Annotated in this window: 20 protein-coding genes; 9 read left to right on the top strand and 11 right to left on the bottom strand. The window is 46.0% G+C overall.

Annotation, left to right across the window (positions count from 1 at the left end; genetic code table 11):
- Positions 1–83 precede the first annotated feature (83 nt).
- The 9 genes from CJ305_RS07875 to CJ305_RS07910 form a co-directional block, all read right to left on the bottom strand.
- Entirely contained in the window at positions 84–791 is a 708-nt protein-coding gene (locus CJ305_RS07875; protein ID WP_099645714.1) for a sulfite exporter TauE/SafE family protein, read from the bottom strand.
- A gap of 2 nt (positions 792–793) precedes the next feature.
- Positions 794–1,240, bottom strand: coding sequence for a FixH family protein (locus tag CJ305_RS07880; RefSeq protein ID WP_099645715.1), 447 nt, complete (start codon positions 1,238–1,240; stop codon positions 794–796).
- A 45-nt stretch (positions 1,241–1,285) separates the two neighbouring features.
- The gene (locus CJ305_RS19455; RefSeq protein ID WP_189319407.1) at positions 1,286–1,435 is read right to left on the bottom strand and encodes a hypothetical protein; all 150 of its coding nucleotides are present in this window, start codon (positions 1,433–1,435) and stop codon (positions 1,286–1,288) included.
- Between the two features lie 7 nt (positions 1,436–1,442).
- Complete coding sequence (gene ccoG, locus CJ305_RS07885) at positions 1,443–2,864, bottom strand: cytochrome c oxidase accessory protein CcoG (protein WP_099645716.1); 1,422 nt, start codon at positions 2,862–2,864, stop codon at positions 1,443–1,445.
- A gap of 9 nt (positions 2,865–2,873) precedes the next feature.
- The gene (locus CJ305_RS07890; RefSeq protein WP_099645717.1) at positions 2,874–3,857 is read right to left on the bottom strand and encodes a cbb3-type cytochrome c oxidase N-terminal domain-containing protein; all 984 of its coding nucleotides are present in this window, start codon (positions 3,855–3,857) and stop codon (positions 2,874–2,876) included.
- Positions 3,854–4,045, bottom strand: coding sequence for a CcoQ/FixQ family Cbb3-type cytochrome c oxidase assembly chaperone (locus CJ305_RS07895; protein ID WP_099645718.1), 192 nt, complete (start codon positions 4,043–4,045; stop codon positions 3,854–3,856). Before CJ305_RS07895 ends, CJ305_RS07890 begins: the two co-directional genes overlap by 4 nt.
- 2 nt (positions 4,046–4,047) lie before the next feature.
- On the bottom strand, positions 4,048–6,252 hold the full coding sequence (ccoN, locus tag CJ305_RS07900; RefSeq protein ID WP_099645719.1) for a cytochrome-c oxidase, cbb3-type subunit I: 2,205 nt from the start codon (positions 6,250–6,252) through the stop codon (positions 4,048–4,050).
- Positions 6,253–6,254: 2 nt separating this feature from the next.
- Positions 6,255–6,470: a cbb3-type cytochrome oxidase assembly protein CcoS gene (ccoS, locus tag CJ305_RS07905; protein ID WP_099645720.1), complete on the bottom strand. Its 216-nt coding sequence runs from the start codon at positions 6,468–6,470 to the stop codon at positions 6,255–6,257.
- Positions 6,471–6,544: 74 nt separating this feature from the next.
- Positions 6,545–8,950 carry a heavy metal translocating P-type ATPase gene (locus CJ305_RS07910; RefSeq protein WP_099645721.1) on the bottom strand — a complete coding sequence of 802 codons (2,406 nt, stop codon included), beginning with the start codon at positions 8,948–8,950 and terminating at the stop codon, positions 6,545–6,547.
- 154 nt (positions 8,951–9,104) lie between these two features.
- Here CJ305_RS07910 and CJ305_RS07915 point away from each other — a divergent pair, with 154 nt between their 5' ends.
- The 3 genes from CJ305_RS07915 to CJ305_RS07925 all read left to right on the top strand — a co-directional run bounded on the left by CJ305_RS07915 (position 9,105) and on the right by CJ305_RS07925 (position 13,982).
- A complete protein-coding gene (locus tag CJ305_RS07915; protein WP_099645722.1) occupies positions 9,105–9,806 on the top strand; it encodes a Crp/Fnr family transcriptional regulator in 702 nt (233 codons plus the stop codon).
- A 381-nt stretch (positions 9,807–10,187) separates the two neighbouring features.
- Positions 10,188–12,596: a TonB-dependent receptor gene (locus CJ305_RS07920; RefSeq protein WP_099645723.1), complete on the top strand. Its 2,409-nt coding sequence runs from the start codon at positions 10,188–10,190 to the stop codon at positions 12,594–12,596.
- Between the two features lie 21 nt (positions 12,597–12,617).
- A complete protein-coding gene (locus CJ305_RS07925) occupies positions 12,618–13,982 on the top strand; it encodes a hypothetical protein (protein WP_099645724.1) in 1,365 nt (454 codons plus the stop codon).
- Between the two features lie 80 nt (positions 13,983–14,062).
- Here the strand turns inward: CJ305_RS07925 and CJ305_RS07930 are convergent, their stop codons facing one another.
- Both CJ305_RS07930 and CJ305_RS07935 read right to left on the bottom strand, forming a co-directional pair.
- Complete coding sequence (locus CJ305_RS07930) at positions 14,063–15,988, bottom strand: family 43 glycosylhydrolase (protein WP_223248830.1); 1,926 nt, start codon at positions 15,986–15,988, stop codon at positions 14,063–14,065.
- Positions 15,989–15,997: 9 nt separating this feature from the next.
- Positions 15,998–17,050, bottom strand: coding sequence for a glycoside hydrolase family 43 protein (locus CJ305_RS07935; protein ID WP_099645726.1), 1,053 nt, complete (start codon positions 17,048–17,050; stop codon positions 15,998–16,000).
- A gap of 209 nt (positions 17,051–17,259) precedes the next feature.
- On the opposite strand from CJ305_RS07935, the gene CJ305_RS07940 reads away from it, so the two are divergent.
- The 6 genes from CJ305_RS07940 (at position 17,260) to CJ305_RS07965 (ending at position 21,498) form a co-directional block, all read left to right on the top strand.
- The gene (locus CJ305_RS07940; protein ID WP_143469360.1) at positions 17,260–17,625 is read left to right on the top strand and encodes a hypothetical protein; all 366 of its coding nucleotides are present in this window, start codon (positions 17,260–17,262) and stop codon (positions 17,623–17,625) included.
- 41 nt (positions 17,626–17,666) lie between these two features.
- Positions 17,667–18,098, top strand: coding sequence for a hypothetical protein (locus CJ305_RS07945; protein WP_099645728.1), 432 nt, complete (start codon positions 17,667–17,669; stop codon positions 18,096–18,098).
- A gap of 6 nt (positions 18,099–18,104) precedes the next feature.
- Entirely contained in the window at positions 18,105–18,482 is a 378-nt protein-coding gene (locus CJ305_RS07950; protein WP_099645729.1) for a hypothetical protein, read from the top strand.
- Between the two features lie 110 nt (positions 18,483–18,592).
- Positions 18,593–19,399, top strand: coding sequence for an MbnP family protein (locus CJ305_RS07955; protein WP_099645730.1), 807 nt, complete (start codon positions 18,593–18,595; stop codon positions 19,397–19,399).
- Between the two features lie 46 nt (positions 19,400–19,445).
- Positions 19,446–20,501, top strand: coding sequence for a cytochrome-c peroxidase (locus CJ305_RS07960; protein ID WP_099645731.1), 1,056 nt, complete (start codon positions 19,446–19,448; stop codon positions 20,499–20,501).
- 10 nt (positions 20,502–20,511) lie between these two features.
- A complete protein-coding gene (locus CJ305_RS07965; protein WP_099645732.1) occupies positions 20,512–21,498 on the top strand; it encodes a transporter in 987 nt (328 codons plus the stop codon).
- The last annotated feature ends 61 nt before the right edge of the window (positions 21,499–21,559 follow it).

The following is a 21,559-nucleotide window of genomic DNA, read 5'->3' on the forward strand; positions in this document are numbered from 1 at the left end:
GAAAATCATAGTTTCAAATTTGAAAATAGTTGAGTTGAGCTCCCTTCTCCGGCGGGAGAAGGGCAAGGGGATGAGGCGATCTCTCAATGACAACTCTGCCGCGCCTCAACCTGCGCCACAGCAACCTTTTCTGAAGGAGAAACATAAGGAATACCTAATCCCAAACCGCGAAGAATAAACAGACAACCCATCAAGATCACCAGTACGGGGATGAGTCTGGTGATTTGTTTTTTGGCTTTGCCTTTTATAAAATTTCCCAGATACAGGGCTGAAGTCATCAGGGGTACGGTGCCCAGACCAAAGAGCAGCATATACAGGCTGCCATGGAATGCGCCGCCGGTGCCCAAAGCTCCAAACACCGCCATATAGACGAGTCCGCAAGGGAGTAAACCGTTTAATAAACCCAGGGTAAAAAAAGTACTTTTGCGTTTGCTTTTGAGCTGTTGACCCAACGCCGATTTGATACGTCCCACCAGTTTATACGCGGGTTTTGAAAGGTTGTAGTGGTTAAAAATACGGGTCGGGATAACCACTGCGGTGATCATTAGGACACCTACCGCGATAGAAAGTTGCTGCTGTAAGCCAAAGAGGTTTAAACGTTCGCCCACAGCACCAAACAGAAAGCCGATGAGCGCATAGGTAAGCAGCCGCCCGCTGTGGTAGCTGAGTATTTGAAAGAACTTTTTCAGTGGATTCCCGTGATCTACCGGCATTAAAAATGCGATAGGCCCGCACATGCCCACGCAGTGCAAACTGCCCAAAAGTCCGAAAAGAAACGCCGTTACGATCATAATCAATAGGTTATTTCATCCTCAAAGCGGTAGTTTTTACCTTCGTATTCCCAGGTGATGGTAATGTTCCAGCGACCGCCAACCAGGCGTTTGTCAGGTATGAGCAAATTAGAAGATGACAGGCGTATAGGCATGTCAAAATCAAGTTGCCGGGCAGACGGTCTATACAGGAACACTGAGCCGGTAATGGCTTTAGGATCTAAATTTTCAGGAAATGCAATGAGGTAACCCGCTTCGGTTTTGGTACCGGTTACCGGTGTTTCGAGCTGTTTGCTGTTTGCGGTGGCGTCTATGGCGCCCTGCAGGTTCATCTCGTGTTTGTAATAGTCTTCAATAACCAAATCGTAGCTGTATTTCCGGTCTGTAGACATGGTGATCACAAAGTACAGGATAAAGCTCATAAAGCCTACCATCCCGATGACGAGTCCGGTTCCCCAATTGAATTTCATAGTGGTGTGTTTTAATTTTTTAAATGAAAAGCTTCTCTGCAGGGATCAGGAATACTTTTTAGCAAGCTCTTCCTGACTCAGGGCTTTTTTCTGTTTGTGCTCTTCCTTAAGCAGGCGTACCCTGCAGTTTTGATTCTGACCGGGTTTTCCGTTTTTACAGCCCAGGCAGCAGTTGTGTTTTTTTGTAGTTTCCATAATTGTATCACTTATAGCTTCGGGGTCCCAAAAAGATGGTGCCGGTGGTCTCTATGAGCCGTTCACCGCTGTAAACCCCTATTTTTAGTTTTTCCTTTTCACCTTCCAGATCAGCGCTTTTCACTTCTATAAAAAGTGTGCCTTCCGCAAGTCCCTGTGCCGGTACTTCAAGTCGTTCCTGCGACACCAGCTTAATACTTCCGCTATGCGAAATCAGCTCAAAATGTACGTCTTCAATTGTTCGTGTGGTTTTATTGATGAGCTTAAAGGTGTACACATTGCTGATGATGTCCTCGGCTTTGTGTTCATAGAGTTGACCCGGCAGGCGCAGCACGTTTGCTTCCACATCGTTGCGCAAAAAGAGCATCCCGCTTAGCACGCCAATGAGGATGATCAGTACGGCAGTATAGCCTTTAAGGCGGGGTGTAAACTGAAATTTGGTTTTCTTCTCGATGTTTTCTTCACTGGCATAGCGAATCAAATCCCTGGGCAGGTTTACCGCCTCCATCATCTGGTTGCAGGCGTCAATACAGGCAGTGCAGTTTACACACTCAAGTTGGGTGCCGTTGCGGATGTCAATCCCGGTGGGGCACACATTTACGCACTGAAAGCAATCGATGCAATCTCCCTTACCGGTTGCCTCGCGGTCCTCAGTCTTTTTAAATTTGGCTCTGCCGGCTTCTTTCTCGCCACGTTTGTAATCGTAAGCCACCACGATAGATTTGGTGTCGAGCAAAACGCCTTGTAACCTGCCGTAGGGACAAACGATGATACACACCTGCTCGCGAAACCACGCAAAAACAAAGTAAAACACGCCGGTGAAAATGAGCAGCGAAATGAGGGTGCTTACGTGATTTGCAGGCCCGTCTATGATGTACTGCAGCAAACGCTCACTGCCTATGAGATAGGCCAGAAACACATTGGCAATGAGAAACGAGATCACAAAAAAGACTGACCATTTCAGTACCCGCTTTCGTATTTTCTCGGCATTCCAGGGCATGGTGTTCAGACTTATTTGTTTCCCGCGGTCACCATCAATCCAGTATTCAATTCTGCGGAAGACCATCTCCATAAAAATGGTCTGGGGGCAAATCCACCCGCAAAAGATTCGGCCAAAAGCAACCGTAAACAGCACTACAAAGACCACCCCGATGATCATCATCATCACAAAGAGGTGAAAATCCTGCGGCCAGAACGGAAAACCGAAAATGTTGAAACGACGCTCCAGCACATTAAACATCAGAAACTGGTTGCCGTTGATGTGTACAAACGGGGCACCGAATAAAAAGAGCAGCAGGGCATAGCTTACCAGTTTGCGGTACTCGTAGAGTTTGCCCACCGGTTTTTTGGGATACACCCACGCGCGTTTGCCCGCATCGTTGATGGTGCCTATGCTGTCCCTAAAATGTTCCTGATCCTGTGAAGCCATGGGTTGTTTCTAATTTTCGTTGGTGATGACGTCATCGGTCACCGGTTCCTGTTCTAAAATCACCTCAATGCCGGTAGAATCCTGTTGTACCTGCACCGCTTCTACATGGGCATTTTCATCAATCCAAATTTCCCCTTCCGGTTCTTTGGCATCTGCCGGGTTGGTGCCGTGCAGGCTCAATACGTAGCTGGCGACCTGTGCAATTTCGCCGGGTTTCAGGTCGGTTTTCCAGGAGATCATGCCTTTCCCGGCGCGTCCTCCTTCGGCGATGGTGTGAAAGACATTTTTGATACCACCACCCAGAATCCAATAGTCATCGGTGAGGTTGGGACCTATTCCGCCCGCGCCACCTGCTTTGTGACAAGCGATGCAATTACCGGTAAAAATCACTTCTCCCGCTTTGATATCAGCCGCATCGGTAAGCAGTTCTACCGTGTTTTCGTCTACTAAATCCTTGGCGGTTTTTTTGTATTCTTCCAGATCCAGTTTAGCCTGCGCGACGGCTTCTTCATACTCGTCGATCTGGGTGTAGTCATTCAGCACTTCAAAGCGTATTAAATACACGGCGGCAAACAGAATAGTAGCGTAAAAACCATACACCCACCACGGCGGCAGACGGTTGTCGAGTTCTTTGATGCCGTCATAATTGTGATCCAGCAAGATTTCTTCTTCCTGCTCTACAGGCTTTGCTTTCCAGAGTTTGCCATACAGACCTTTAAACCAGGACGCCATGCGTCTTTTTTTAGCTTCGACTTCAGCCCGGTACTGTTCCTGAGCTTCCGGTTTAAGGGTTTTAAAAAGGACGGCACGTAAGCTTTCAATACAAATCTCAAAAGCGATGTACATAAAGACGAGCACGGCATAGATGGCCCACAGCCAGTTTTGGGTGGTAAATACCGAAGCTTCGTTTTCGGGGGTGCCCACATAATTCAAAAAGAGGTAGGCGAAGCCGGCAAATGCTAAAATGCGTAGTATAGATGCGATACTTCTCATGGCTGGTCTGATTTTAAAAGGTCTTCTTCAAGCGGAAGTGCACTCACTTCCTGTAAATACTTTTTCTTAGCGGTGATCACCCAGGCAAACAGGGCAACAAAAAACACAAAGAAAATGAGCAGGGAGATGATGGGGTAGATGGCTACCCCGTCTATGTTTTCGAGATTTTGTTTAACAAACTTGAGCATGGTTATTCGGTTTTTGCGGTTGAATTTTCGGCACCGGTTTTAATTTGGATATCGGTTCCCAGGCGTTGCAGGTAGGCGATAAGCGCGACGATCTCGCGGTTGCGCATTTCGACAAAATCAGCTCCGTTTTGAGCGGCAGCTTTCTTATCAGCCTCATAGGTTTTGGCAAAATCGGGATCGGCATATAGATTCTTTTCGATCTGTTCGCCCTGTTCGCTCATCCATTGCTGGGCGCGCTCAATATCTTCAACCGTATAGGGTACGCCCAGTTGCTTCATCGCTTTCATCTTGTCTTCGGTCTGTGACTTGTCGAGTTCGCTGCGTATCAACCAACTGTAAGACGGCATAATCGAACCGGCTGAGGTGCTCTGCGGATCATACATATGGTTGAGGTGCCAGTTGTCTGAATATTTTCCGCCTACGCGGAATAAATCGGGCCCCGTGCGCTTGCTTCCCCAGAGGAAGGGATGATCGTAGACATACTCGCCCGACTTGGAGTACTCGCCATAGCGCTCTACCTCACTGCGGAAGGGTCTGATCATCTGCGAGTGGCAGCCTACACAACCTTCACGGATGTAGAGGTCACGGCCTTCAAGCTCGAGTGGGGTGTAGGGTTTTACCGTCGAAATCACGGGTACGTAATCGTCTACAAGAAGCGACGGAATTATCTGCACCATACCGCCAATCAAAATGGCGATGGTGGCGAAGATGGTGAGTTTTACCGGGCGACGCTCCAGCCAGGTATGATAGCCTTCTTTGGCCGTACGTTTGTTCGTTACTGGAGTAAGCGGTGCAGCTTCGGCGAGTTCATCGGTTACCTTGCTTCCGCTTCTTACAGTTTTAACGATGTTGTAGAGCATTACAAAGGCACCGGCGATATACAACGAACCACCTATGGCACGCATCCAGTACATCGGGATGATTTCAGTCAGGGTCTCCAGAAAGTTTCCGTAGGTAAGGGTTCCGTCAGGATTGAATTGTTTCCACATCGACGCCTGTACAAAACCTGCCACATACATAGGCAATGCGTACATAATGATTCCCAAAGTTCCCACCCAGAAGTGAACGTTGGCGAGTTTGGTAGACCAAAGCTGTGTTTTGAATAATCGCGGTACCAGCCAGTAGACCATCCCAAAAGTCAGGAAGCCGTTCCACGCCAGGGCGCCTACGTGTACGTGCGCGATGATCCAGTCGCTGAAATGCGCGATGGCATTTACATTTTTAAGCGAAAGCATCGGCCCTTCAAAAGTGGCCATCCCGTAGCCGGTAATGGCAACTACCATAAATTTTAAAACCGGCTCGGTACGTACCTTATCCCAGGCGCCACGCAGGGTAAGCAGGCCGTTGATCATACCACCCCAGGACGGCGCGATCAGCATCACCGAAAAGGCAACCCCCAGGTTTTGCGCCCATCCGGGCAGTGCGGTGTACAGCAAGTGGTGCGGCCCTGCCCAGATGTAAATGAAAATCAGCGACCAGAAGTGTACGATGGAGAGTCGGTACGAGTAGATAGGCCGGTTTGCGGCTTTAGGAACGAAATAGTACATCAGGCCTAAAAACGGAGTAGTCAGGAAAAATGCCACAGCGTTGTGCCCGTACCACCATTGTACCAGTGCATCCTGCACCCCGGCGTAAACCGAATAGCTTTTAAGGGCGCTGATAGGCAACTCAATACTGTTTACAATATGCAACACGGCCACGGTTACAAAAGTGCCCAGGTAAAACCAAATAGCCACATAGAGATGGCGCTGTCTGCGTTTGAGGATAGTACCAATGAGGTTGGCCCCAAAAGCTACCCAAACCAGCGCGATCATAATGTCTATAGGCCACTCGAGCTCGGCGTATTCTTTAGAGGTGGTGTAGCCCAGCGGCAGGGTGATGGCAGCAGCGACGATAATCGCCTGCCAGCCCCAGAAGTTGAAATTGCTCAGCCAGTCTTTCCACATACGGGCTTTAAGCAGGCGCTGTGACGAGTAATACACCCCGGCAAAAATGGCGTTCCCCACAAAGGCAAAGATTACGGCATTGGTGTGCAGCGGGCGCAGGCGGCCAAAGCTCAGCCAGGAAATACCGTCTGTTAGGTTGGGAAATAAAAACATAAAGGCCAGCAGCAAGCCCACGCTCATCCCGATGAGCCCCCAAAACAGGGTGGCGATGATAAACTTTCTTACGATTTTGTTGTCGTAATAAAACTGTTCTGTTTGCATAATTACTTCGATTTGCGATCTGAATGATTGGTAATAGATTGTTGGTTTTTCTCTGCGGAAGACCCTGTTTTTTTTACGAGTTCGTCTTCAAACAGCATACGTACCGAAGGGGTATAGGTGTCATCGTACTGTCCCTTGCGCACCGAGAAAATAAAGGCCGCAAAGAAGACTAAAGCCACAACCACGCTTATCGCGAGAAGCATATAAATGATACTCATACCTACCTGAATTTGGTTGTAAAATTAGCCGGCTGTGTTTGCTTAAAAGATGACATAAATCAGCTTTTGGAAATCTATTCGACTTCTTCGGGTTTTTTTATACTACTTCCGAAATAATAGGTGCATACTGTGGTAAAGGCCACGATGCTGATAGAGCTTAAAGGCATTAAAATCGCGGCGTAGACGGGTTTTAAGTTTCCGCTTACGGCCAGCGCAAGACCCACCACATTGTAAAGCAGGGAGAGCACAAAACTCCATTTGATGACGCGTTTACCAGTACGGGCGAGTTTCATAAAGGCAGGCAATTGTTCAAAACGCGAAGCATCCAAAATCCCGTCGCAGGCCGGGGAAAAGACATTCACATTTTCAGAAATGGCGATACCCACATCGCTTTGTGCTAAAGCGCCACTGTCGTTAAGTCCGTCACCTATCATCATCACCTTTTTCCCCTGTTGCTGCAGGCTTTTGATAAACTTCAGCTTGTCTTCGGGTTTTTGATTGAAATGCATCGCCACCGGAACATCGACCAGTCTGTTCAATTTGCTTTGCTCGCTGTCGTTATCGCCCGAAAGAATAACGAGTTCGGCATTTTTGCTCAGTTCCCGAAACACCGATTTTAAAGCGCTGCGGTAGGTGCTTTGAAAAGTATAACAGCCTTTATAGCCGGTTTGCGTGGCGATGTGTACGCTGGTATGATTGTCTGCAAGCTGTTGTCTTTCGGGCGGAAGCGCATTGACAAAGGCATACGAACCCACACGGATTTCCTGTTTTTTAAGCGTGCCGGTGATCCCCAGTCCCGGTTCCTCTTCAAAATCATCAAGAACCTTGATTCTATAATCCTGAAACATGCTGTACAAACTGCGGCTCAGTGGATGGTTTGAAGCCCGGAGCGTACTGGTGAGCAGCGATTCTTCATGTTCGGTAAGACTCTCCCCACTGTAGCGTATGGCTTCTTTGGAAGCTGAGGTCAGCGTGCCTGTTTTGTCAAAAACCACCGTATCAATGGCCGCCAGTTGTTCTAAAACGCCGGCATCCTTTAAATAGAATTTGTGTTTACCCGTGATGCGCAGCAGATTGCCCAGGGTAAAGGGAGCAGATAAGGCCAGGGCGCATGGGCAGGCGACAATGAGCACTGCAGTAAAGACATGGAGTATTTTTGAGGGGTCAACAAACCACCAAAATAGGGACGAAGCCAGAGCAATCCCAAGGACGCCTAGGGTAAAGTGTTTGCTTATTTTGGTCGTGAGCGAGTCGAGTTCATTTTTTCGTTCCTTTTGAAAGACTTCGTTGCTCCACAATTGGGTGAGGTAACTTTGTTCGACGGCTTTGGTCACGCTGAGTTCGAGAATGCCGCCCTGTTGTTTTCCACCCGCAAAGACCGTGTCACCTGTTTTTTTGGATACGGGTTCGGCCTCACCCGTGACAAAACTGTAGTCGATAAGCCCATCTCCTTTAATCAGGATTCCGTCAACCGGGATGAGTTCGCCATTACGTATGAGTATGCGATCCTGTGGTTTGATCTCATAAACCGGAATCTGGCTTTCCCGTTGGGTTCCTTCGGTTTCCATACGGGTTACCGCAATGGGGAAATAGGATTTATAGTCGCGCTCAAAGCTGAGGTAAGCGTAGGTTTTCTGCTGAAAAAACTTTCCGAGTAAAAGAAAGAAAACCAGCCCCGCCAGACTGTCAAAAAAGCCGGTGCCCGTGTTGGTTATCACCTCGTAACACGAACGCAGAAAAAGAACCAGAATCCCCAAAGTAATGGGAACGTCTATATTCAGCATACGCGAGCGCAGCGATTTAAAGGCCGAAATAAAATAATGCCGGGCTGAGTAAACCACCACCGGAATGGAGAATATCAACATCAAGGCTCTGAAAACGGGTTTATACCGGTCTAGCCAAAACTCTTCTACCTCAAAATATTCGGGGAAGGAGAGAAACATAATATTCCCAAAGGCAAAGCCGGCGATGCCCAGTTTGTAGATGAGTGAGCGGTCTTTTTTGCGCTCTTTTTTGTTGAAGTCTTCCAGCGAAATCACCGGTTCGTAACCCAGCATACACAGTAGTTCTACCACTTCCTTAAGACTGATTTCTTCGGCATTGTAGGTGATACGAACGCGTTTCTCGGGGAAGTTCACCTGAGTGCTTTTGATAGCCGGGCGCAGTTTGCTCAGGTTTTCCAACACCCAGATGCAGGAGCTGCAATGTATGGCGGGTATGGTAAACGAGGCGATCTGCGTGGCCTGCTCGTCAAAGTCGAGCAGTTTGGCCTTGATTTCCGGGTTGTCCAGATAATCAAACCGACCTTTGAAATCCTTTGGTGTTGTACCCGGACTTTTGTCCAGATCGTAATAATACGACAGGTTGTTTTCGTGCAGGATGTCGTAAACCGTTTTGCAGCCGTTGCAGCAAAAATACCTGCTGCGATGCGCCAGGGCGTGCTCCCCGCAGGAGTCGCCACAATGATAACATGATTCCATTTGATTCTAATTTGCTAAATACCTGATACAAAGGACTCAAACCTGCCGCCCGAAAAAGATGACTTTTGTCAGTTGCTTTCATTTTTTTTGAAAGTTTTTGATTTCAGCCTCCCAAAACCTTTTTTTTGGCTGTGCTCTTCGCTAATTTTGAACCATGAACCCACACGAAGAGTCCCGTTGCGAGAACTGTATCATCAGAGAACTGAATGCGCTCAGGTCCCTCAAAAAAGAGGAGTTGAAAGCCATTTCAGACTCCAAAGTGAGCCGCACGATTAAAAAAGGGGAATCTATTTTTAAGGAGGGCGAAAAGCTGAATGGCGTTTTTTGTGTGCGCGACGGAGTGTCCAAGCTTTCTAAGCTGAGCGAAAACGGGAAAGATCAGATTGTAAAGATCGCTTCTAAAGGAGAAGTGATGGGGCAGCGATCGCTTATCGCCGAAGAAGCCGCAAACCTCAGTGCAGTTGCCTTAAACGATATGCAGCTGTGTTTTATTCCGAAAGAAAATTTCACCGAAAGCCTCTCTAAAAATCCGGAGTTTATTCAGGCACTGCTGAAGAATATGGCTCACGAACTTAAAATGGCTGATGATGTCATCGTCAATATGGCGCAGAAAACCGTAAACCAGCGGGTCGCCGGGATTTTGCTCTACCTCGACACCCATTTTGGCACCGATGCAGATGGTTATCTAAGCCTGGTGCTGTCGCGAAATGATATTGCAGACGTGGTAGGCACCGCCACCGAATTGTGCATACGTACACTCACCAAATTTAAAAAGGAAGGCCTTATCGAAACCGAAGGCAAACGTATCAAAATCAGTGATCGCGAAGGTTTAGACCAATTGTGGGAAGGGGTATAACAGATTTCCCGTCTATTCCAAATAAGTTCCCGATTCCTAATAAATTTTTTCCGCTGAATTCCTAGTTCCGTTTTCAAGGCAATAGTGTTGTATAATTTAAATACCAAATCTGGTATAATACTACTTTTCTATCGTGGAATTAGGTGCTAACTATTCACTTCAGGAATATCATTCTTCAATTATTTACCAAAAAATAAAGCGTATAAAAAACATTTAAGTGATGGTTCGTTGAGCTTTGATTTACAGGTGAATGAACAATTTTCGAGAACCTCGTCGTAAGTGCATAAGCGTAAGTAGCGGGGAATTCCACGAACTTCTTTACTCTATTTTTATTTGGATTTAATCTAAATAAATATAAATTTGTCCGCTCATAACCTAACGATGAAGCAACAACTAACCTGTTTTTTTCTACTTTTTTGCTTTGCGGCAAGTGCGCAATTTAACCTTAGCGGTGTGGTAAAAGATGCCAATGGCTATCTGGTGCCTCAGGCGCAGATTAAGCTCAGCGGTTCGGGGATTTCAAAGGAAACCCAAACAAATGATGCAGCTGTTTACAGCTTCCGGGATTTGCCATCGGGCACGTATAACCTCGAGATTCTAAGCGGGGATTTTATTGGTTTTGATCAGGTTGTTGTTAAAAATGCTAACCTGCGACACGATATCCAGCTTGATAATGCTGGAGATTATGAGCTTGATGCAGTAGCCATACGTGCAGAATCCATTAAAACCAAAATGGAAAAGCAGGGCTTTGCGGTAAACGTGGTAAGTACCGAAGAAGCCGCCCAGCGCAACATTCAGACAAACGAACTTTTAAATACCACGGTTGGTGTAAAAATCAGGCAGAATGGCGGCTTGGGCTCTAATGTAGAATACAGCCTTAACGGATTATCAGGTAGTGCGGTACGCATTTTTATAGATGGCATTCCCATCTCCACTTTTGGTTCTGCATTCAATCTCAACAGCATACCGCCTTCTATGATTCAGCAAATTGAGGTGTATAAAGGGGTAGTGCCGGGGTATTTATCAGACGATGTCTTGGGTGGTGCCATCAATATTGTTTTAGATAAATCTGCCGGGACTAACCTGAATGCTTCGCTGTCTTATGGTTCGTTTAACACGTTTCAGGCCAGTGTAAATGGACTCTACCGTTTTGATAAATCGGGTTTTACCGTTAAGGCTTCAGGCTTTCATAACTATTCAGATAACGATTATGAAGTAAGCGGCAGAAGTATAGTGGTTACCGGGTTGGGAGGTGTACAAACCCCCATTACCGCGAGACGGTTTAATGATGCCTACCGTTCTACGGGCGGGATTGTACAAATGGGCTATACCGATGTAAGCTGGGCAGACCAGTTTTATGTAGGCTTTACCGGGTCTGATGACTACAAGGAAGTACAACACGGCGCCTTTATGACCATTATGCCTTACAAAGGAAGGTTTTATGAGTCTGATGTCGCGCTTGCAAACCTGAGCTACCAAAAAAGCGATTTGTTTGCTGACGGTCTTGACGTCACTGTTAACGGATATTACGGAAGGCGAAACCGTCAACTCAATGATACTGTAGCCGCGGCCTACAGTTGGAACGGGGAGCGCGCCATTGATTTTAGAGGTGATGAATACGAATACACCTGGGGTTCACAGCAGGAAGGCGGCCCCACGCTTTTAAAGATAAGCCGTAACGTAGCATCGGTCCGGTCAGGGATTTCGTATGCCTTTAATGATGCTCATAAAGTTCTATTTAATCACGTTTACAGCAGTATTGACCGGGAAGATAGCGATGCCTTGCGACCCCTGCTAGAAAATATCTTTGTGGGCACACGGGATTTGCACAAGAACATCCTGTCTTTAACCTATGAAGTGAATGCCTTTAATGACCGGCTTAAAGCCAGTTTGTTTGGGAAATACTATCAGCAAAAAACGATAAGCAAAGATCCTGAGCTTGTCACCAATGATGCCGGAAACCGCGTCATCGTTGATGAGGTGGTAAGCAGTAATAAAAAATTTGAAGGCTATGGTTTTGCCGCATCTTATGGGATTACCCCTAAGGTCTTTTTGCTGGCTTCGGCCGAAAAAGCCATTCGCCTTCCCAATGAGACCGAAATCTTTGGCAATGACGGCGATAATGTAGTGGCCAACTCCAGCATTAATCCCGAGCAGAGCAACAACTACAATCTGGGTTTCCGTCTGGGAGCATTCGATTTTAACCGCCATCAACTCACGTTGTCTGCTAATTTTTTCACCCGAAACATCAAAGATCGCATAGGATTGCCAATCGAGACCTCGCTTAATGTAAACGATGAGTTGATCGTATATGTCAATCAAGGCAGCGGAACCTCAAAAGGCTTTGATGCGCAGTTGAATTACAGTTTCAACGACAAGCTCTCGGCCAACTTTAATATTTCAAAATTCGATTTAAAAATTGAAAATCGGGGCACCGAAGTAGCCGTGCCGAACACCCCCTTCTTAACGATGAATGGCAATCTGCGCTACTCCCTCAAAAACCTGTTTCAAAAACAGTCGCGGCTTGATTTATTCTATACGCTCTATTATACCGATGAATTCTCTTACCTGGTTCCGCAGGGATCTAACACCGTGGGAGACGAATTTTTTAAAGTTCCTGAGCAATTGGCGCAGGACCTGGGTCTGAGCTATTTCTTTCCCGATAAACGCTTTGTGCTCAGTTTTGATGTCAAAAACATTTTTGACAGGCCGGTTTACGATAACCTGTCTGTGCAAAAACCGGGAAGAGCCTTTTATTTAAAAATCAACTATTCAATCAATTCTTTTTAAACTTTAAATACCAAACAAATCATGAAACGAACATTTTTAAGCCTTAAAACCCTTGCTTTCGCCGCAATAGGTTCCCTATTTCTGGCATCCTGCAGTACCGACGACGACAACGGGACAACTGTAATCACAGACCCTGACGATACAACCCGCTGGATTACCGTCGCTGCTGCCCGAATGGGCGACAACCCCGGCGATGGTAACGGAGGAACATTGATCTATGCGTTAAGTAGTCAGGATGCTAAAGATCCCACAGTATCTATAGAGCCTTTTGAAAACGGCTTTATTGTCCCTTCAAATCGTACCGCACGATTGCAGGCTTCTGAAGATGGGTCTACGATTTTCAACATCAGCTATGCCGGTGATACGGGAGGAAATTATACCAAATATGAGGTTCTGGGTGGTCAGAATTTCGAGCAAACAGGATCGGCGATCAGTATAGCGCCTTATGTGGGTTCTGCTCCACGCTGGATTAAGCTATTTGATGGTGATAAAACCGGAGCTGCGGTTTATGTTTCTACCGAAAATCAATTTAATGATAACAACACGCCCGACGATGAAACCGATGATTTTTACGAGCGTACCGAAGCGACTATGGGAATTGTTACCTTAGATTTGGTAAACTCTCAGATCTTGGAATTTCAGGAGCATAGTGTGCCGCTTAGTGCCGAAGAGGAAGCTAAAGGCTATTACATCTCACGTATTGATATGCCCACGCTAAATGCTGCCGGCGATAAATTATACATCGGAGCCGGTTTAAGCAAAGTAGATCCTGAAACGGGAGAAACAGATGGAGACGGAGAAATTCTGGCTTCAAAATCAATAGTTCTCGATTATCCATCCTTAACCAATCCTGAAGTGATCACTTCTGGTGTTGGCATCGGGAATACAAACGGCTACCGAAGCATCAATGCGTTTGAATACAATGGAGCCGTCTATCAGGCCAATCAGGGAGACCCGCAGGGTTCACACATTTTGAAAATTGGGGCAAATAATGAGTACGATGACTCCTATGTATTCAGTCTCGATGCCGCCTTGGGTGTTGAAGATGCTTACATCTTAGCCTGGAGACCGGCAGCTAATGGTAAGGCCGTTCTGGCTTACCGTCATGCGGGCTCAGCAGAAGGCGTAGCCGGAGCTCAGGGCTATTTCGCTTTGGTAGATTTAGAAGCCAAAACAGCTCAGAAAATCTCCGGGATTCCTTACGATCCTGATTTTTATCTATTCCAGTATCAGGGATTTGCCGTAGATGGAACTGACATCTACGTAACTCAGGCACCCGTTGGGAAAAATGGAAACATCTATGTGGTTGATACCGAAACCGGCGAAGTCACTAAAGGAGCAGAATTAGTCAATACAACAGGAAGCCATTTTATCGGTGCTTTCTAAGGCTCCAGGTGGTTTTATTAAACGAGAAAGCTCCCGGCCCGGGAGCTTTTTTTAGTTATAGATATGCTTAGGCAGAAGTATCAATCCGGAATGGAAACCCCTTCGGTAGTCATTTGTACCCGCTTGATTGTTCCGTCTGCATTATATTCCAGTTTGTCTATACAAACCGATCTGCTGTAGCTTCCGCCATCTGTCTGAATGCTGCCGTTGTGGTAGATAAAATACCAGTCGTTTTTAAATTCAATCGGGCTTTGATGGTTGGTATTGCTGTTTCCGGCCACTTCATTTAAAATGCCTTTATACTCGTATGGACCATCTACCCGGTCTGCCATCGCGTAGGCGATTTTCTCGGGAAAACCAGTGGCGTAGGTTAGATAATACGTGCCGTTACGCTCGTGTACCCATGGCGCTTCAGTAAATTCAAAGCCTTCAAAATCTATTTTTTTGATTTCGCCATCAATCTCAATCATGTTGTCTTTCAGCTTTGCGTAATAACAAACCCCGTTGCCCCAAAAAATCCAGGGCTGATCGTCTTTGTCTATAAAAATCGCGGGGTCGATGCAGGTCCACGCGTGGCTTGAGGCGAAACAATCTTCATTAGTAAGAAGCGGCTTACCCAGAACGTCTTTGTAGGGTCCCTGAGGTTTATCGGCTACTGCGACGCCGATTCCATTCCAGTTGGTGCTGATGTACCAGTAGTATTTTCCGTTACGTTTAGCCAAGTGACCGGCATAGGCATCACCGCTGGTCGCCCACGGGAAATCGGTGATCTGCATAGGAACGGGATGCTCAGTCCAGTTTTGCATATCGGTGGTTGAAAACACCAGCCAGTCTTTCATTTTATAACCTTTTTGACCGCCTTCATAATCGTGGCCAGTAAATAACCATAAAGTATCGTTCTCCACCAGCGCTGCGGGGTCTGCCGTAAACTTATGCGTGATGATGGGATTACCGTTGGATCTGAATTTATAGGTACCGTCAGCTTCGGTCAATAGGGACTGCGGTACACCACCCCATTGGTTTTCCAGGCGTTTGGCTTCGGTTTTGGTTATGCTGATGACGCTTCCGTGACGCGGAAAAAAATCTTTGGTAAAGGATTCGGTCTCTTTGGTAAATTCAAACAAATCGGTACTGTGTTGAAACTCATACCTGCCGTTTGAATACAGGTCGTACATCAGGAAGTATTCATCTGTCTCATTCAGCTTAAAGACCGAACTGCCCTCAACCACCGTGGGATCTTCTGCGTAGGCATCCAGATATTCAAAAGATTCGGTATACGGGCCCAGCAGTTTTTTGCTGGTAGCCTGTTTGATTCCGTTTTGGACTTCCTTTCCGTTTTCGTCTTTGGTATTTCCTTTATAAAACAAGTGATACAGACCGTCTTTATAAATGATGTCGCCGTCAATCGCCCCGTCTTTGGCACTGTAGAGCAGCTTAGGCGTTGATTCAAAACCTGTAAAATCGTTGTTGGCATAGGCAGCGTAAAAGTCGAGCTTCAGGTTGTCGTAAGAGCGTACGGTAAAATACACGAGGTATTTGCCTTTTTTAGTGTCGTAAAAGGTTTGCGGCGCCCAGACCCATTTGGTGTTTTTAAACGATTTGGGATAGGTTTTTTCCAGATTGATGATCGAAGAGTCCCAGTTGATCAAATCGTCGGAATGTAGCAGTACAATACCCGGATTGGTTTCCCAGCCGTTTTTGACTGTGTACATATCGGTAGCGACCATATAAAAGCCGTCATTTTTCCCGCCTCGTAAAATATGCGGATCGCGTACCCCGCCGGTAGCGGAGATTTCAGCAGAAGACATGACGGGCTGGTTGTTGTTCAGTGCTTTCCAGTTTACCGCGTCGTCGCTAACGGCAAAGCGTATTTGCTCCTGTTTTTCGCCGGGGCCACGACCTTCAAAATAGGCAAAAAGATAGCCTTCCATGTTTTCCTGAGCGCTTAGGATTGCTGTTTGGGCGAAAAGCAGAGCGGTAAGAATAAATTTCAAAGATTTCATCATTATGCGGTATTAAAATTCAAGAGGGCTGTTGTAATGCCCGTCCAGCTTGCGGGCCTCCTGTTGCGTTAAGGAAATTACCGCGCCGTGTTTGGGAGAAGTGAAATTAGTGGTCTTCATCACCCCTTCATTAAAATGCCCCAGGTTTTTAAAGGTCTTAAAATCGGTAGTTTCCAGAAACCCGAAATTGTGCGGATTGATACTGAAAATATCGTACATCAAAACCCATTTGTCTTCGCCGTTGCGTTTCCAGATATTGGGAGCTTCACAGGAGCCGGGTTCCTGATCTATCCATTGTGGGTCGTAGGTATAGCCACCGTTAATGCGGTCTGAGAAAGCCAGTTTGATTCCGCCGGGATTTTCCTGAGCCACATAGGTCATCACATAGCGGCCGTCTGCCAGTGGAGTAATGTCTGCATCCAAAACCTGCACTTGATGATTGGGATAGTCAAAGAGGAGTTGAGGTTTGGTAATTATTTCCGTAAAATCTGCATTGGTGTAGGCGTAATACATTTTGGTGAGTCCGTGTCCCAGCCGCATCGTAAAGTACACCATCATCTTGTCTTCTTTAGGATCGTAAATACTCTGTGGTGCCCAGGCACAACCTATGTTTTTCAGTTCGGGGAAATGCTCGTCAAATAGAAAATTGCTGTGCGTCCAGTTGATGAGGTCATACGATTTCATCAGGACAAAGCCCCGGTTGTTGCCCCAGTCGTAATCTTCCTGAGGACGTTCCCACTGCGTATCGCGGTAACCTTTTTCTCTGGCGAAAATATGCAGATCTGTCATCACCACATAAAAAGCACCGTCAGGACCGCGGGTGATATGCGGGTCGCGAATGCCCTTCTGACTGGCGATGGTGTCACCGGCAACTACGGGTTTACTGTCATTGACGTCAGTAAAGGTGTACCCGTCTGTACTTAGGGCCAGATGCAGACTGTGGTCGTCATCTTTAAAATAGGTCATCAGGTAAGCATCTTTGGCCGATTCTTGGAGTTGGGCTTCGGTCTTTTTTGAACCACAGGCATTTGCTACCAGCAAGATCACGATGCAAAAACTAAGCATGCAAAAGGAACAGGAACGGGTCATTCGGTCTTCATTAACGAGTTAAAGCCTTAAATATACTATTAATTGTATAAATAACATTTATTAGTATAATCTGAGTATCAAAGGTCTTTTTGATTGATTTATCTGGTTCTTTCCAGATATTCTTAATTTTTATTTAAGTGGAAATAAATCTCTTTGGAATTTTGCTTTTGTCCTATTTTTGCACCGTGAAAAATCTGATCGTTGTATTTGCATTGCTTTTATTCCTGAGACCGGGTTTCCCGTATCTGGAATATGCTTTGGATTACGAATACATCAGCACGGTGCTTTGCGAAAACAAAGACAAGCCTAAATTGGAATGCAACGGTAAATGCTATCTTATGAAAGCCCTTGCCGAAGCTTCTGAAAAAGAAAACTCCCAGAAAAAGAAAAGCAGTACTTCAACTATTGAATTGCTTCCTTTGGTAAATTGGACTACCGAGCAATCTTTAATTATCGGTTTTGAAGAAACTACGATAAAGACGTACCCCATATTTAGTATATCCGGCGGACGCCAACACTTGCAAAGCCTTTTCCGCCCGCCCATTATTTAGTTTAACCGACATACTTTTCGTTTAAATTAAATACCATTACCATGAAAATTCTAAAATACGTTCTCGTGTTTGGGATGGTCTTGAGTACGCTTTTGGCGTGTGATAATCAGTCTGAACAGCGGGATCAATACAATGCGCTGTTTGCCGAAGTGATCGCTATTCACGACGAACTCATGCCGCAAATGACAACCATTTCTAACATTCAATCCCAATTAAAAGCCACAGATTCAGTCGCTTTATCGGTTCCTAAGCAAGAATTGCTGGAGCAGGCCAATACAGCCGATAGTGTGATGATGACCTGGATGCACAGTTTTACCGATACCTATGTAAAAAACCGGGTGCCGGTGGCAGAGATGAGCCCGGAGCAATTGAAAGCCGCTGTTAACGGCCTGCAGGAAGAGCTTCAGGAGATCAAAGAACTCCGCGATCTTACTCAAAACTGCATAGCAAAATCCAAAGAACTTCTGAAGTAGAACCCGATGCTGCGCCTGTTAAGCACCTTATTTGCGCTATTTGTATTCATACGGCCCATATTGCCGGTGCTTGACTATGCCTTTAACTATGATTATATCGTAGAGGAGTTGTGCGTCAATCGCGACCGGCCGGAGCTGGAGTGCAATGGACGCTGTTATTTGATGCAGGCCCTGGCGGAAGAAGCTTCGCGTAAAAAAGATGCCGCTCAACAAAGTCTAAAGAGCAGTCTGCACCTGGGTTTCACTTTTTTTGCAGAACCCAAAACCAACTATGATTTAGGTCAAAAGCCCGTTCCTACTATTAAGAAACGCTTTTTCAAGTATCTGGTTTTTGCTCCCACAGGCTATAATGCCGAAGTCTTTCGCCCACCCATTTGTGTATAGTTTTTAATAGCAACATCGGAAACCGCTCCTTGGCGGACCGTGTTTTAAGGTCTGGGGACAAGCGCCCCAAGGTCTTCTAATGTCTAATATTTTATATAAAAACTATACTGATGAATTTTTTTAAAAAATTAAATTATTTAATACTTACAACAAGCATTATCCTGGCTTCCTGCTCATCTGATGATGATGCAATCCAAAACCTAAGCGGGGAAAACAATCTGACCATAGAATTTGACAACAGCTTCAATGGGGATGACCTGCTTTTAGGAACTTCAACCTATGTAAACGGCAATAACGAGACGCTTACCATTAACCGGTTTAACTACATCGTAAGCAATTTTGTACTCATCGATGCCGAAGGAAATGAATATACGTATCCTAAAGATGCTGGTTATTTCGTAATCTCTGAAGAGGAGGAAATGACTGAAGTTATGCTTCAAAACATTACTGCAGGAGAATATGTGTCGGTTCGTTTTGGCGTGGGCGTAGATCGGGAAAAGTACCTTCAGGGAGCTGCGGGTCAGGGCGATTTTCTGCAGGTTGCAGAAGAAACCAATATGATGTGGTCCTGGCAGGCCGGTTACAAGTTCCTGAATTTTGAAGGCAGCTTCACTTCACCAACAGTTAGCACGGCTACCGACTTTAAAATACATATGGGAAGTCACGGCAGCAGTCTGGATAATTATAAGGAAGTAACTGTGAATTTTCCCACAGCAGCGCTGGTGAGTGATGCTTTGAGTCCGGTGGTACATTTTGAGGTAGATGCCAATAAAATACTGGACGGAAACACCAAGATTCTCCTTTCCGAAAAAGCGGTGGTGATGGTGGACGAAGTTAAAAGCCCACAGATTGCGGTTAATACTACCGGTATGTTTCGGGTAGATCACGTGCATAACGGCGAGAACATAGATCATTAAGATGTGAGTCAGGTGCGGGTAATCTACCCGTGCCTGCTTTTTTACTATGAAAAGAGCGATTATAAAAAGCTTAAGCATGGTGCTGGTAGTGGTAATTGCGATGGCTTGCAGCAACGATGAGGAAGATTACGTGCGCCTTGATGAAAATCTCGACGTACGGGTACCGGTAAATTTCCCGGAAATGACTTATGATTTGTCGAAAAATCCGGTGACCCAAAATGGGTTTGAACTGGGAAAGAAGCTGTTTTACGATGGGAAGCTTTCGGCAAACGGGTTTATCTCTTGCGGATTTTGCCATGAGCAGCGTTTTGCATTTACCCACCACGGGCATCAGTTTAGCCATGGTATTGACGATCTGGAAGGCACACGCAATGCGCCTGCTATTCAAAATATGGCTTTTCAGACCGAATTTGCCTGGGACGGTGCGACTTCACATCTCGACTTGTTTCCCATCATTCCCATTACTAATGAAGTGGAAATGGGAGAAACCATGACCGGGGTGTTGGGAAAATTGCAGGCAGACAGTGAATATCAGCGGCTGTTTGCTTCCGCATTTGATAATGCTGAAGTGAACAACGAAAACTTCTTAAAAGCACTTTCGCAGTTTATGGTGATGATGATTTCGGCCAATTCCAAATATGACAAATACGTCCGCAACGAACCCGGTGGAGATTTTTCAGAACAGGAAAAGACCGGACTGGCCCTTTTTGAGTCTAAATGTGCCACTTGTCATCAAACCGATTTGTTTACCGATCATTCCTTTAGAAATAATGGTTTGCCACCCTATCCGGGCATCGATGATTTGGGTCGGGCAGAAGTGAGCGGTAGTGCCGCAGATAACTACAAATTTAAAGTGCCTAGCCTGCGCAATGTGGCGGTTACTGCTCCTTATATGCACGACGGGCGTTTTGGCAGTTTACAGTCGGTACTCAACTTTTACAACTCCGGAGTACAGGACTCGCAAACACTCGATCCCATTTTAAAACAAAATAACAGGTTGGGGATTGCTCTTAGTGCAGCCGAGCAGGAAGCCTTGATCGCCTTTTTAAACACCCTGACTGACGAAGAATATCTAAACGATAAGCGCTTCGCGGAATATTAAAACAAAACAGATGAAAAATTATAGTTTTTTAATCCTGGTTCTGACTATGGGTTTTTATGCCCTGGCGGAAACCGGAAAAATGAATCCCAGAGATCCTGAAATCAATCCGTTTTATAAATACGATTATGAAGATTGCGATTTTTGCGGTTGCGGAAGCACCGGCGGCGGAATGGGTTACGGTACCGTGGGGAATGAGAATTTTATAGGGCTGCGCTATATCTACCAGAGCTACCGTTCGCGGGACGGGATTTTCAACAATTCGCCCTGGGTTGAAGAACATTTCAATACACTACAACTCTGGACAAAACTCCCAATTACTGAAAAGTTGAGCCTCACGGCTCTGGCACCCTATCAGTTTCACAATCGGGAATTTAATGACGGGCGTACTCAGGACATTTCAGGTCTGGGAGATGTGAGTCTGCTTGCATTTTACACGCTCGTAAAACCGAAGATGGACGGAATGTATGCCAATCAACAAACCAAATACAAACACAGTCTGGAAGTGGGTGCCGGTATTAAGCTGCCGGTGGGCGCTTACGACCGTGCCAATAATGAAGGCAGCGTGAACCCCAGTTTCCAGTTGGGAACCGGCAGCTGGGACTATATAGGCGCAGTTAATTACTCCATAGGTTATAAAAACTGGGGTCTGGGAGTTATGAGTACCTATACCTTGAAGACTGAAAACAAAAAAGAGTACCATTTTGGGGATCAGTTTACCTATGGCCTTAATTTGTCTAAAGTCTATAATACCCTGAAGGTAGATCGAATCATTCCCTTTGTGGGGCTCTCCGGCGAAGTGTATCAGGAAAATGAAAGCTTTGGTCTTCCTGTAGCCGATACTGCGGGCTCGGTGCTTTTTGGGCGTCTGGGCACTGAGATCAGCATCAAAAAGATAAGCGCAGGAGTAAATTTGATGCTTCCGGTAACGCAGAATTTGAATGACGGCGGGGTAGAGGCGCGATTCCGTTTGGGTCTGCATTTGAATTATACGCTCTAGTTTTTTTTAATATTTTTAAATACCTCATAAGCCTCTTTTCAATCTGAAGGGAGGCTTTACT

Origin of the sequence: Leeuwenhoekiella nanhaiensis (genome assembly GCF_002744755.1) — a bacterium.
In the GTDB taxonomy this organism is placed as follows: Bacteria; Bacteroidota; Bacteroidia; order Flavobacteriales; family Flavobacteriaceae; genus Leeuwenhoekiella; species Leeuwenhoekiella nanhaiensis.

Excerpts from the sequence above, each read along its gene's own strand:
- CJ305_RS07875 (WP_099645714.1), bottom strand. The coding sequence starts at position 791 with ATGATCGTAACGGCGTTTCTTTTCGGACTTTTGGGCAGTTTGCACTGC.
- CJ305_RS07880 (WP_099645715.1), bottom strand. The coding sequence starts at position 1,240 with ATGAAATTCAATTGGGGAACCGGACTCGTCATCGGGATGGTAGGCTTT.
- CJ305_RS19455 (WP_189319407.1), bottom strand. The coding sequence starts at position 1,435 with ATGGAAACTACAAAAAAACACAACTGCTGCCTGGGCTGTAAAAACGGA.
- ccoG (WP_099645716.1), bottom strand. The coding sequence starts at position 2,864 with ATGGCTTCACAGGATCAGGAACATTTTAGGGACAGCATAGGCACCATC.
- CJ305_RS07890 (WP_099645717.1), bottom strand. The coding sequence starts at position 3,857 with ATGAGAAGTATCGCATCTATACTACGCATTTTAGCATTTGCCGGCTTC.
- CJ305_RS07895 (WP_099645718.1), bottom strand. The coding sequence starts at position 4,045 with ATGCTCAAGTTTGTTAAACAAAATCTCGAAAACATAGACGGGGTAGCC.
- ccoN (WP_099645719.1), bottom strand. The coding sequence starts at position 6,252 with ATGCAAACAGAACAGTTTTATTACGACAACAAAATCGTAAGAAAGTTT.
- ccoS (WP_099645720.1), bottom strand. The coding sequence starts at position 6,470 with ATGAGTATCATTTATATGCTTCTCGCGATAAGCGTGGTTGTGGCTTTA.
- CJ305_RS07910 (WP_099645721.1), bottom strand. The coding sequence starts at position 8,950 with ATGGAATCATGTTATCATTGTGGCGACTCCTGCGGGGAGCACGCCCTG.
- CJ305_RS07915 (WP_099645722.1), top strand. The coding sequence starts at position 9,105 with ATGAACCCACACGAAGAGTCCCGTTGCGAGAACTGTATCATCAGAGAA.
- CJ305_RS07920 (WP_099645723.1), top strand. The coding sequence starts at position 10,188 with ATGAAGCAACAACTAACCTGTTTTTTTCTACTTTTTTGCTTTGCGGCA.
- CJ305_RS07925 (WP_099645724.1), top strand. The coding sequence starts at position 12,618 with ATGAAACGAACATTTTTAAGCCTTAAAACCCTTGCTTTCGCCGCAATA.
- CJ305_RS07930 (WP_223248830.1), bottom strand. The coding sequence starts at position 15,988 with ATGATGAAATCTTTGAAATTTATTCTTACCGCTCTGCTTTTCGCCCAA.
- CJ305_RS07935 (WP_099645726.1), bottom strand. The coding sequence starts at position 17,050 with ATGCTTAGTTTTTGCATCGTGATCTTGCTGGTAGCAAATGCCTGTGGT.
- CJ305_RS07945 (WP_099645728.1), top strand. The coding sequence starts at position 17,667 with ATGAAAATTCTAAAATACGTTCTCGTGTTTGGGATGGTCTTGAGTACG.
- CJ305_RS07950 (WP_099645729.1), top strand. The coding sequence starts at position 18,105 with ATGCTGCGCCTGTTAAGCACCTTATTTGCGCTATTTGTATTCATACGG.
- CJ305_RS07955 (WP_099645730.1), top strand. The coding sequence starts at position 18,593 with ATGAATTTTTTTAAAAAATTAAATTATTTAATACTTACAACAAGCATT.
- CJ305_RS07960 (WP_099645731.1), top strand. The coding sequence starts at position 19,446 with ATGAAAAGAGCGATTATAAAAAGCTTAAGCATGGTGCTGGTAGTGGTA.
- CJ305_RS07965 (WP_099645732.1), top strand. The coding sequence starts at position 20,512 with ATGAAAAATTATAGTTTTTTAATCCTGGTTCTGACTATGGGTTTTTAT.